Origin of the sequence: Pseudomonas marincola (assembly GCF_900682675.2) — a bacterium.
Classification (GTDB): Bacteria; Pseudomonadota; Gammaproteobacteria; order Pseudomonadales; family Pseudomonadaceae; genus Aquipseudomonas; species Aquipseudomonas marincola.
Genome location: NZ_LR215729.2, coordinates 3,383,601 through 3,396,019 on the forward strand (window position 1 = coordinate 3,383,601; position 12,419 = coordinate 3,396,019).

9 protein-coding genes are annotated in these 12,419 nt (G+C 56.7%); all 9 read right to left on the reverse strand.

Annotated features, from left to right (window positions below; translation table 11 throughout):
• Window positions 1-95: 95 nt before the first annotated feature.
• The 9 genes from dnaE to bamA all read right to left on the reverse strand — a co-directional run bounded on the left by dnaE (window position 96) and on the right by bamA (window position 12,380).
• Window positions 96-3,614 carry a DNA polymerase III subunit alpha gene (dnaE, locus tag PMYSY11_RS15810; RefSeq protein WP_090508891.1) on the reverse strand — a complete coding sequence of 1,173 codons (3,519 nt, stop codon included), beginning with the start codon at window positions 3,612-3,614 and terminating at the stop codon, window positions 96-98.
• A gap of 91 nt (window positions 3,615-3,705) precedes the next feature.
• Window positions 3,706-5,163, reverse strand: coding sequence for an alanine/glycine:cation symporter family protein (locus tag PMYSY11_RS15815; RefSeq protein ID WP_150547394.1), 1,458 nt, complete (start codon window positions 5,161-5,163; stop codon window positions 3,706-3,708).
• A gap of 210 nt (window positions 5,164-5,373) precedes the next feature.
• Entirely contained in the window at window positions 5,374-5,970 is a 597-nt protein-coding gene (rnhB, locus tag PMYSY11_RS15820) for a ribonuclease HII (protein WP_090508893.1), read from the reverse strand.
• On the reverse strand, window positions 5,970-7,103 hold the full coding sequence (gene lpxB / locus PMYSY11_RS15825) for a lipid-A-disaccharide synthase (protein WP_090508894.1): 1,134 nt from the start codon (window positions 7,101-7,103) through the stop codon (window positions 5,970-5,972). Before lpxB ends, rnhB begins: the two co-directional genes overlap by 1 nt.
• 3 nt (window positions 7,104-7,106) lie before the next feature.
• Window positions 7,107-7,883, reverse strand: coding sequence for an acyl-ACP--UDP-N-acetylglucosamine O-acyltransferase (lpxA, locus tag PMYSY11_RS15830; RefSeq protein ID WP_069899472.1), 777 nt, complete (start codon window positions 7,881-7,883; stop codon window positions 7,107-7,109).
• The gene (gene fabZ / locus PMYSY11_RS15835) at window positions 7,880-8,320 is read right to left on the reverse strand and encodes a 3-hydroxyacyl-ACP dehydratase FabZ (protein WP_069899473.1); all 441 of its coding nucleotides are present in this window, start codon (window positions 8,318-8,320) and stop codon (window positions 7,880-7,882) included. The genes lpxA and fabZ overlap by 4 nt, the downstream gene beginning before the upstream one ends.
• 48 nt (window positions 8,321-8,368) lie before the next feature.
• A complete protein-coding gene (lpxD, locus tag PMYSY11_RS15840) occupies window positions 8,369-9,427 on the reverse strand; it encodes a UDP-3-O-(3-hydroxymyristoyl)glucosamine N-acyltransferase (RefSeq protein ID WP_420830062.1) in 1,059 nt (352 codons plus the stop codon).
• 4 nt (window positions 9,428-9,431) lie between these two features.
• Window positions 9,432-9,941, reverse strand: a complete 510-nt coding sequence (locus PMYSY11_RS15845) for an OmpH/Skp family outer membrane protein (RefSeq protein WP_069899475.1) — start codon at window positions 9,939-9,941, stop codon at window positions 9,432-9,434.
• Between the two features lie 42 nt (window positions 9,942-9,983).
• Window positions 9,984-12,380, reverse strand: a complete 2,397-nt coding sequence (bamA, locus tag PMYSY11_RS15850; RefSeq protein ID WP_069899476.1) for an outer membrane protein assembly factor BamA — start codon at window positions 12,378-12,380, stop codon at window positions 9,984-9,986.
• Between the last annotated feature and the right edge of the window lie 39 nt (window positions 12,381-12,419).

Below are 12,419 nucleotides of genomic sequence, written 5' to 3' on the forward strand. Positions count from 1 at the left end.
TCTGAAAGCGCTGATTTTTACCAAAAACTGCGCCTCAATGAGCCCTCTAACCTTGTAACTGCGCGGCACGCGTCCTTTTCAGTGCTACATAATCCTTAGCGGTATTGAAGGAAGACGTTGTCTCGGCCGAACTGGTCACGCAATGCCTGAATCAGGCTGTCTGCCGGATCAATCCGCCACTTTTCGCCAAACTCAAGCAGCGCCCGTGCATCCGTGCCAGCGTAGTCCAGCGTGATCGGGCAAGCGCCCCGGTGGCGTTCACACAATTGCGCCAGCCAGTTCAGTTTGTCCGCCTTCAGCGCTGTGCTGGCAATACGCAAACGCAAACTTTCGGCCAGTCCGGTACGTGCCTCCTCCAGACTCATCACGCGCTTGGCACGCAAACGCATACCGCCCGAGAAGTCGTCGTTACTCACCTCACCCTCGACCACTACCAGCGCATCGCTCTGCAGCAACGCCTGATTACTGGCGAAGGCCTCGGCAAACAAAGAGGCCTCAATGCGCCCGGAACGGTCGTCCAGGGTGATAAAGCCCATTTTGTCGCCCTTCTTGTTCTTCATAACCCGCAGGTTAACAATCAAGCCGGCAACCGTTTGCGACTCACGTGACGGTTTCAGATCAACAATGCGCTGACGGGCAAAACGGCGAACCTCGCCTTCGTACTCGTCGATCGGGTGCCCGGTGAGGTACAACCCCAAGGTTTCCTTCTCACCTTTGAGACGTTCTTTAAGCGTCAGTTCCCGCGCTTTCAGGTGCTTGGCATAAACATCGGCGGTTTCGTCGGCAAAGACGCCACCAAACAAGTCCATGTGTCCGCTGTCATGGCTGCGCGCCGTTTGCTCGGCGGCCTGCACAGCCTCTTCGGTCGCGGCCAGCAATACGGCGCGGTTACGGTCGATATTGGCGCGATACTCTTTGATCTCTTCATGGAAGTGCGGCCCGAGACGATCCAGCGCGCCGCTGCGCACCAATGCATCGAGGGTGCGTTTGTTGATTCGCTTGAGGTCGACCCGTGAGCAGAAGTCGAACAGATCCTTGAACGGGCCGTCTTTACGCGACTCGACAATCGCCTCTACCGGCCCCTCGCCCACGCCCTTGATCGCGCCCAGACCGTAAACAATCCAGCCTTCATCATTAACCGTGAACTTGTACTCAGAGGTGTTCACATCGGGCGCATCGAGACGCAGCTTCATGCTACGACATTCTTCGATCAGCGTGACGACCTTGTCGGTGTTGTGCATATCCGCCGACAACACCGCCGCCATGAAGGCCGCCGAGTGATGCGCCTTGAGCCAGGCAGTTTGATACGAAAGCAGACCATAGGCGGCCGAGTGCGATTTGTTGAAGCCGTAACCCGCGAACTTCTCCACCAGATCGAAGATGTTGCCCGCAAGGTCCGCATCAATACCGTTACTGGCGCAGCCTTCAATGAAACCGCCGCGCTGCTTGGCCATTTCTTCAGGCTTTTTCTTACCCATGGCGCGGCGCAGCATGTCGGCGCCACCAAGGGTGTAGCCCGCCATGACCTGGGCAATCTGCATCACCTGTTCCTGATACAGAATGATCCCGTAAGTCGGCGCCAAAACCGGCTGCAGGCCTTCGTACTGGTAATCCTGATGCGGATAGGAGATCGGCTCACGACCGTGCTTACGGTTGATGAAGTCGTCCACCATGCCGGACTGCAACGGGCCCGGACGGAACAGGGCCACGAGTGCGATCATGTCTTCGAGGCAGTCGGGCTTGAGCTTTTTGATCAGTTCCTTCATGCCGCGCGATTCAAGCTGGAACACCGCGGTGGTTTCAGCTTTTTGCAACATCGCGAACGTGGCTTTGTCGTCCAGCGGGATGAAGTCGATATTCAGGTCCGGCAAGCCCTGCTTGGCTTGCTCGCGGTTGATGGTTTCCATCGCCCACTTGATGATCGTCAGGGTACGCAGACCGAGGAAGTCGAACTTCACCAGACCCGCCGATTCCACGTCATCCTTGTCGAACTGAGTGACCAGACCGTTGCCCTCTTCATCACAGGCAATCGGCGAGAAGTCGGTGAGCTTGGTCGGCGCGATAACCACACCACCGGCGTGCTTACCGGTGCCGCGGCAGATACCTTCGAGCTTGAGCGACATCTCCCAGATTTCAGCCGCTTCTTCGTCAGTCTTGAGGAAGTCGCGCAGCGGCTCTTCCATCTCGAACGCCTTGGCCAGCGTCATACCGACTTCGAACGGAATCATCTTCGACAAGCGATCCGCCAAACCGTAAGACTTGCCCTGCGCCCGCGCCACGTCACGCACCACCGCCTTGGCGGCCATGGTGCCGAAGGTGATGATCTGGCTTACAGCGTTGCGGCCGTACTTTTCCGCCACGTAATCAATAACCCGGTCGCGCCCGTCCATACAGAAGTCGACGTCGAAGTCGGGCATGGACACCCGCTCGGGATTGAGGAAGCGTTCGAACAGCAGGTCATAGGCCAGCGGATCAAGGTCGGTGATCTTCTGCACATACGCCACCAGCGAGCCCGCACCCGATCCACGGCCTGGTCCTACCGGCACGCCGTTGTTCTTGGCCCACTTGATGAAGTCCATAACGATCAGGAAGTAGCCGGGGAAACCCATCTGAATGATGATGTCGAGCTCGAAGTTGAGGCGGTCGACATACACCTGCTTCTTCGCCTCGTAATCCGGCGTGTCCTTGGGCAGCAATACCTCCAGACGCTCGTCGAGTCCGTCGAACGAGACTTTGCGAAAGTACTCATCCATGGTCATGCCGTCTGGAATCGGGAAGTTAGGCAGGAAGTAGGTGCCCAACTGCACATCGATATTGCAACGCTTGGCAATTTCGACGGTATTTTCCAGCGCCTCCGGCAGATCACTGAACAGCTCGGCCATCTCTTCCGGGGTTTTCAGGTACTGCTGATCGGAGTAGTTGCGCAGGCGGCGCGGGTCGTCCAGCGAGCGGCCTTCACCAATGCACACTCGGGTTTCGTGCGCTTCGTAGTCATCCTGATTAATGAAGCGAACATCGTTGGTAGCCACCAGTGGCGCGCCAACCCGGTCCGCCAGTTCAACGGCCATGTGCAGGTATTCTTCGTCGTTGACGCGATTAGTACGGTGCAACTCGACATAGAAGCGATCGGGGAACACCGCCTGCCATTCGCGCAAACGCTGCTCGGCAAGCACCGGATCACCGGCCAGCAGGGCGCGCCCGACTTCACCTTCACGGGCGCCGGACAACGCAATAAGCCCTTCGGCAGCCGCTTTGACCCAATCGCGCTGGATAATCACCAAATCATTGCTTTGGCCTTCACTCCAGCCGCGCGAGACCAGCTCGGTCAGGTTGCGATAACCCTTGCCGTTCATCACCAGCAAGGTCATGCGCGTCAGCGCGCCATCTTCATCGGCACTGGCCAGCCAGATATCAGCACCGCAGATGGGTTTGATACCAGCGCCCATCGAGGCTTTATAGAACTTGACCAGCGAGCACATGTTGCTCTGATCGGTGACTGCCACCGCCGGCATACCCGCGCCGGCGACGGCCTTGATCAACGGCTTGACCCGGACCAGACCGTCAACCAGGGAGTATTCGCTGTGCACACGCAGATGGACAAATGGAACAGTCATGGCAGCCCTATTCAAAACACAAAAACGACAAGGCCCGGATTGTACCGAGCCTTGGATCAAACATCAGCTTTGCGGTGCAAACTATCGCTAATTAGCGATCATCCCAAACGCCGGGTGAAAGTTTTTTCTGCACTTCCGGGTACTCGCTGGCATCGAAGGTCGGCACCTTGCCCGCCTTGCGCTGTGCGTTGTAGTCACGCGCCAGCTTGAACGCCAGATTGGAGAGCAGTATCACGGCAATCAGGTTGGTAATCGCCATCAACCCCATCGACACGTCCGCAAGATTCCAGACGAAGGGCAACGATGCCAACGCACCAAACATCACCATCGCCAACACTGCCAAGCGGAAAATCAACAGACCCGACTGGTGATTATGCTCCAGGAATACCAGACAGTTCTCGGCATAGAAGTAGTTGGCAACAATTGAGGTGAAGGCGAAGAACAGAATCACCACCGCCAAGAAATACTTAGCCCAACCACCCAACTGGCTGCTCAGCGCTTGCTGCACCAGCGCAATACCTTCCGCGCTGCCGGCTGGCACCTTGGCCAGCAAAATGATCGCGGCCGAGGCGGTGCAGATCAGCAGCGTATCGATAAACACGCCAGCCATTTGCACATAGCCCTGCGAGACCGGATGCGGCGGGTAAGGCGTCGCCGATGCAGCAGCATTGGGCGCAGAACCCATGCCCGCCTCGTTGGAGAACAAGCCGCGCTTGAAGCCGTTCATGATCGCCGCACCAATGCCACCAGCCGCTGCTTCATGCAAACCAAAGGCACTCTTGAAGATCAACGAGAACACTGCCGGCAACTCGCTGAAATTGATCACGATGATAACCAGCGCCACCAGCAGATAGGCCGCTGCCATAACCGGCACGGCCAGCTCGGAGAAGCGCGCAATGGAGCGCAGGCCACCGAAGATAATCAATGCGGTCAGCACCACCAAGCCCAGACCGATCACCGCTGATGCCACTGGGATTACGCTGCCCATCAGGGCGAACTTGCCCCAGTCGATATTGAACGCGCCAATCATCGCGCCGCTGATGGTGTTGGCTTGCACGGAATTGAACACGAAACCGAAGGCAATGATCAGGAAGATCGAGAACAGAATGCCCATCCAGCGTGCATTGAGGCCACGCTCCATGTAATACGCCGGACCGCCGCGAAACTGGCCTTGCTCGTCGCGGCTCTTGAACAACTGAGCCAGCGTGGCCTCAACAAAACCTGTGGCCATGCCGACCAGAGCAATCATCCACATCCAGAAAATCGCACCCGGCCCACCGAGCGTGATCGCCACGGCGACACCGGCAATGTTGCCCGTACCGACGCGCGCCGCCAGTGAAGTACACAGCGCCTGAAACGATGAAATACCCGAACTGTCACTGTTACGGCTGCCGCGCAGCACCGTGAAGATGTGCCCGAAGTGACGAAACTGTACCGCGCCCAAGCGAACGGTGAAGTACAAACCGGAACCAACCAGCAACCAGATGAGTACCTTCCCCCAGATCAACCCGTTCAACAGGTCGACAACCTGCGTGGCCACTTCTTGCATGGAAATCCTCCGACCGCCTACCGCGGCATTTACGCTCGACCCTGAATTACCGGCCGGAAACGAATGTGCATCGCACTCAAGGTGCAACCTGAAAATGATGCTGACTACCAGTGTAGACAGCGCGAAAGGGCTGGGACTTTGAAATATTGGTCGCTCGCTTGCCTGCGAATGAGCGACCCATAATTGCAGTCAGGCGACAATGGCCGCGAATTAGCTGTCTAGCAGGTTTCTGACCGGCGCAAACGAGCGCCTGTGGATGGGCGTTGGCCCCAGACGCCGCAGCGCCTCAAGATGAACCGGTGTCGGGTAGCCCTTGTGTTTGGCAATGCCGTAACCCGGATATTGCGCATCAAGCGCAAGCATTTCCCGGTCACGACTCACTTTCGCCAAAATCGATGCAGCGGCAATCGCCGCCACCGAGCTATCACCCTTGACCACAGATGCACTGGGAACGTTCAATTTCGGACAACGATTGCCGTCAATCAACGCAAGTTTAGGGGTGACGCTGAGCCCTTCTACAGCTCGCTGCATGGCCAGCATTGTGGCGTGAAGAATATTCAGCTGGTCGATCTCTTCAACCTCAGCTCTGGCAATACACCAGGACAGCGCCTTCTCCCGAATCTCGTCAAAGAGCATTTCGCGGCGCGCTTCTGTGAGCTTTTTTGAGTCGTTGAGCCCCAGAATCGGCCGCGCCGGATCAAGAATCACCGCAGCGGTCACGACTGCGCCGCACAGCGGGCCACGACCCACTTCGTCCACCCCAGCGACAAGTTCTTCGACCTGAGCAAAATCCAATCCCATCTGCATCAGGCGCGACCTACCAGCTCAAGTACTGCATCAGCCGCCTGCTTGGAGGCATCGCAGCGCAGTGAACGATGGATCTGATCGAAGCCCTCGGTTTGCACCTCGCCGCCATCAAGCAGCGGCGAAACCGTTTGCGCCAGCGCCTCGGCAGTCGCTGCGTCCTGAATCATTTCAGGCACCAGCAGGCGCTTGGCCAACAGGTTTGGCAGCGAAATATACGGGCTCTTAACCAGACGTTTGAGGATGCTGTAGGTCAGCGGAGCAACGCGGTAGGCAACCACCATCGGCCGCTTGTACAGCAGCGCCTCGAGGGTTGCGGTGCCGGATGCAATCAGCACTGCATCGCAGGCCGCCAACGCTTCATGCGAACGGCCATCGAGCAACGTCAGGGCCAGATCGCGATCGGCGAGCATGGCTTCAAGTTGCTCGCGACGTTCACGGCTCGCACACGGCAGCACAAACTGAATACCGGGACGCAGCGCGCGCAAACGTTCAGCCGCATCCAGGAACAAAGCGCCCAAGCGCCCTACTTCACCACCGCGACTGCCCGGCATAAGTGCAATTACCGGAGCATCGTGAGCCAGACCCAGCGCTTCACGGGCGCCATGGCGATCCGCTTGCAGCGGGATTTCGTCCGCCAGCGGATGGCCGACAAAGCGCACCGGCACCTGATGTTCATCGTAGAACTGCGCCTCGAACGGGAACAGCGTGAGCATCAGGTCGCAGGCGTCACGAATCTTCAGCACGCGCTTTTGCCGCCACGCCCAAACCGACGGGCTGACGTAATGCACGGTCTTGATCCCGGCCTGGCGCAGCTTCAATTCAAGGCCAAGGTTGAAATCGGGCGCATCGATGCCGATAAACACATCCGGTTTAGCGGCAATCAGGGTTTTGGTCAGGTCGCGGCGACGCGAGAGCAGCTCCGGCAGGCGGCCGAGGACCTCGACCAAGCCCATCACCGACAAGCGTTCCATCGGAAAAATCGGCTCGAGGCCTTGAGCCTGCATCCGCGGCCCACCAACCCCGATAAACTCGACCTGCGGATGGCGCAGCTTGAGCGCCTGCATCAGACCCGCGCCGAGAATATCGCCCGAAGCTTCGCCAGCCACCAGGGCGACGCGCAATACAGCCGACATAAATTAGCGGGTGATGCCGCGTTGGGAAGACTGGATCGAGTCGCGGAATACCGCCACTTCGCTGAACTCATCGGCCAACTCAGCCAGTTCAAGCAAAGCGTCTTCGATGGTCAGGCCCTGACGGTAGACAATTTTGTAGGCACGGCGCAGCGCCTGAATGGCTTCGGCGCTGAAACCACGACGGCGCATGCCCTCAAAGTTCATAGTGCGAGCTTCGGCCGGGTTGCCGGAAACGGTGACATACGCCGGAACGTCTTTACCGATCGCCGTACCCATGCCCGCAAAGCTGTGCGCGCCAATGTGGCAGAACTGATGAACCAGGGTGTAGCCGGACAGAATCGCCCAATCACCAATGTGCACGTGGCCTGCCAGCGCGACGTTGTTAACCAGAATGCAGTGGTTACCGATTACGCTGTCATGGCCGATGTGGGCATAAGCCATGATCAGGTTGTGATCACCGACGGTGGTTTCGTCACGGTCCTGAATCGTGCCACGGTGCATGGTCACGCCTTCACGGATGATGTTGTGATCGCCAATCACCAGGCGCGTGGGTTCGCCCTTGTACTTGCGGTCCGGGGTGTCTTCACCAAGTGAGCAGAACTGGTAAACACGGTTGTGTTTACCAATTCGGGTCGGGCCTTTAATGATGACATTAGGCCCGAGCACGGTACCCTCACCAATTTCCACATCAGCCCCAATAATGCACCAAGGCCCGACCACAACGTCGTCAGCCAACTTGGCAGCAGGATCGATTATGGCGCGAGGGTCAATCAAACTCATAATTTGCGTTCCGCACAAATAATTTCAGCTGAACAGACTTCCTTGCCGTCTACGGTTGCCTTGCACTCAAACTTCCAGATGCTGCGCTTGGAGCTGAGGAACTTGGCTTCGAGAATTAACTGGTCGCCCGGCACAACCGGCTGGCGAAAACGCAGTTTATCCGAGCCAACAAAATAGTATAGCGTGCCGTCTGATGGCTTGATGTCCATCATTTTGAAACCCAGGATACCCGCTGCCTGAGCCATGGCTTCAATAATCAGGACGCCCGGCATAATCGGGTGCTCAGGAAAATGGCCGTTGAAAAAAGGCTCATTAATGCTGACATTCTTATAGGCACGAATACATTTGCCTTCAACGTCCAGCTCCGCCACCCGGTCAACCAGGAGAAACGGGTAACGGTGCGGCAAGTATTCACGAATTTCGTTGATGTCCATCATTTCCAGAGAAGCCTGTAATAAAAAAAGAGGAGCACGGTTTTTCCGTGCTCACGCATCAGATGAGGCTTTTCCGTTCGAGGTCACTGCGGCGAGCTGTTTTTCCAGCTGCTGCAAGCGTTTGGCCATATCATCCAACTGGCGAATCCGCGCTGCACTTTTGCGCCACTCGTTCGCCGGCTGCATTGCCGTACCTGAAGAATATGAGCCCGGTTCTGTAATCGAGCGCGTTACCATGGTCATGCCCGTGACAAACACACCGTCACAAACCTCAATATGACCGACCATGCCCACGCCGCCGGCAATCATACAGTTCTTGCCGATCTTGGTGCTGCCAGAAATACCGACACAACCGGCCATTGCGGTGTTGTCACCGACCTGTACGTTGTGTGCGATCATGATCTGGTTATCCAGCTTCACACCATTGCCCAACACCGTGTCGGACAGCGCGCCGCGATCGACCGTGGTATTGGCGCCAATTTCGACATTATCGCCGATAAGCACACCGCCAATCTGCGCTATTTTCTGCCACACGCCCTTCTCGTTGGCGAAGCCGAAGCCCTCACCGCCGATCACTGCGCCTGACTGAATAACCACATTCCGGCCGATACGCACGTCGTGATACAGGGTAACGCGCGGCGCCAACCAGCCACCTTCACCGATCACCGAACGCGCACCGACAAAGCAATGCGCGCTAATGGTGACACCGGCCGCAATCTGCGCCCCGCTCTCGATCACAGCATAAGCGCCAATACTGGCCGTCGGATCAATGCTGGCATCTGCTGCCACCAACGCGCTCGGATGCACCCCGACCACGCCTTGCGGCTTGCGATCAAAGGCATGCGACAGCTCGGCGTAAGCCAGATACGGATTGGCCACAATCAGCGCGTTACCGGGGAAACCCTCGGCATCCGCTTCTGTGAGCAACACCGCAGCCGCCTGGGTATTAGCCAGATATTTACGGTACTGGGCATTTGCCAAGAAGCTCAATTGCCCGGCGCCGGCGTCCTGCAAAGTTGCAAGGCCAGTAATCAACAACTCGGAGTCACCCTTGAGGGTGGCTCCGAGCCGAGTGGCCAGTTGGCCGAGTGTAAATTCTTTAGCCGTCATCAGATCAACGCAGTTGGTTCATACGCTCGATAACCTGGCGGGTGATGTCGTACTGAGGCTTAACCTCAACCACGGCGCCACGCTCCAGAACCAGATCGTAGTTACCTTTCTTGATGACTTCTTCAACGGCCTTGTCCAGGTTCGGCTTCAGCTTCTTCAGCATGTCGCGGTCGGCAGCTGCTTTGGCTTCGTTGAGTTCCTTGGACTGGAACTGGAAGTCACGGGCCTTTTGCTTGAAATCAAGCTCAAGACGCTCACGCTCAGCGGTCTGCATCTTGTCGCCGCCTTTGACCAGACGATCCTGAATCGACTTGGCGCTGCTTTCCAGCGACTTCAACTTGCTCAACTGCGGGCCGAACTTCTTCTCGGCATCCACTGCGTAACGCTTGGCAGCATCGGATTCGAGCAAGGCCATTTGATAGTTCAGCACAGCAATTTTCATTTCAGCCATTGCCGGAGTGGCAGTCGCCATCAAAGCAGCACTTAACAGAATAACTTGAGTCAACTTACGCACGATGCACCCCTGCAAAACTTGTGATTGATTAAGTTCAAACGCTTAGAACGTCTGACCAAGCGAGAATTGGAACACCTGCGTGTCTGCATTGTCCGGCTTCTTGATCGGTGCAGCCAAGCTGAAGCTCAACGGCCCCAGAGCAGTGATCCAGGTCAGGCCAACACCCACCGAGCTCGCCATGCTGCCCAAGTCGATATCGCAGCTGTCGCTCAACTGCTTCTGGCTATCGGTGCAGTTGGTGTCGTAGACATTACCCACATCCCAGAACAGCGAGGTCCGCAGTGAACGCTGGTCTTTGACGAACGGCAGCGGGAACAGCAACTCGGCACCACCCTGAATCAACACGTTACCACCGAACGGCAGTGGGTCCTGATCCGGGTCAGTGTAGCGACCATTGGCATCCGGCACACCGTAGATGATTTCACCCTGATCGTTGCGCACCACACTTGGCGTACTGCGCGGGCCCAGGCTGCTGTCTTCGAAACCACGTACCGAGTTGAAACCACCGGCGTAGTAATGCTCGTAGAACGGCAGTTCCGAGGTATCACCGAAGCTGTCGCCATAACCCAACTGGGTGTGGAAACGCATGGTGTAGTCATCATTGATCGGTGCAAAAATCTGCCCGCGGTAATCGACCTTGTAGAACGATAGATCACTGCCTGGCAATGTTGTTTCAACCACGAAGCTCTGCGAGTGACCACGGGTCGCCAGCACGCCACGGTTGAGAGTCGATTCGGACCAGCCGAAAGACGCTTTCCAGTTCAGGTAGCTGTCACCTTCCTTGTTCAGGAAGTCGTAGATTTCATCAACGGTGTAAACACCGGTGTTGATGTCATCCTGCTGCACAGTCAAGCCGTAGGTCAGACGCGAGGTTTCGCTGATCGGATAACCGATGCTCATGCCCGCACCGTAGCTGTCTACCGCATAGCTGGATACGTCGGTATCAAGCTCATCGTAGTCAGTCGAGCGATAGAACAGGTTATAACCCAGGCTCACACCATCCGGCGTCCAGTAGGGATTCACAAAGCCAAAGTTGTAGCGGCTCTGATAATCACTGCGGGTCAAGCCGATGCTGACCTTGTTACCGGTACCGAGGAAGTTGTTCTGGCTGATCGAACCACCGAGGATCAGACCGGCGTTCTGGGCGAAGCCGACGCTGGCAGTGATCGAACCGGACGGCTGCTCTTCAACGCTGTAGTTCACGTCGATCTGGTCATCAGTGCCCGGCACTTGCGGCGTTTCGACGTTTACTTCCTTGAAGAAGCCCAGACGCTCAAGGCGTGTCTTCGACTGGTCGATCAGGTAGGTCGAAGCCCAGCCGCCTTCCAACTGACGCATTTCACGGCGCAGTACTTCGTCTTCCGTCTTGGTGTTGCCACGGAAGTTGATGCGGTTAACGTAAGCGCGCTTGCCCGGATCGACAGCAAATACGATCGAAACCGTCTTGTCTTCATCGTTAGGCTGCGGAATACCGTTGACGTTGGCGAAGGTATAACCCTCGTTACCCAGACGACGGGTGATCAGCTCGGAGGTGCTGGTCATCACTTTACGTGAGAACACCTGCCCTTCCTTGACCAGCAACAGCTTACGAACTTCTTCCTCAGGTACCTTGAGGTCACCACTGAGGCGAACGTCGCTGACTTTGTACTTGCTGCCTTCGTCGATGTTCACCGTGATGTAAACATGCTTTTTATCTGGGGTGATCGAAACCTGAGTCGAGGCGATATCCATGTTGATATAACCGCGATCGAGGTAATACGAGCGCAGGCGCTCAAGGTCACCGGAAAGCTTTTCACGGGCGTACTTGTCATCGTTCTTGAAGAACGACAGCAAGTTGGTGGTTTTCAACTCGAACAGATCAATCAGATCGTCGTCAGGGAACACCGTGTTACCGACTACGTTGATGTGCTGGATCGCAGCAACCGAGCCTTCGTTGATGTTGATCTTCAGCGCCACACGGTTACGTGGCTGCGGGATCACCTCGGTCTCGATTTCAGCCGAGTAACGGCCCTGGGCAACGTACTGGCGTTGAAGCTCGTTACGCACGCCTTCAAGGGTTGCACGCTGGAAGATTTCACCTTCAGCCAGGCCGGACTGGTTCAGGCCCTTGAGCAAGTCTTCACTGGTAATCGCCTTGTTGCCTTCAATTTCAATGTTCGAAATCGAAGGTCGTTCGACGACTGTAATTACCAGCACATCACCGTCACGTCCGAGCTGGATATCCTGAAAGAATCCAGTTTTGAACAGATCACGCGTTGCATCGACCAGAGCGCGGTCATCAGCAGCTTCACCGACGTTAAGCGGCAAGGCGCCAAACACGCTCCCCGCAGACACACGCTGTAGACCGTTTACGCGGATATCGGAGATGGTGAAGGACTCGGCGTGAACTTCGGCGATCATCAATGCGGAAAGCACCGCAGGCAGCAGCAGACGTTTCATGAAGTCCTTTCTTATTCCAACTGACGATAAAAAATCTGC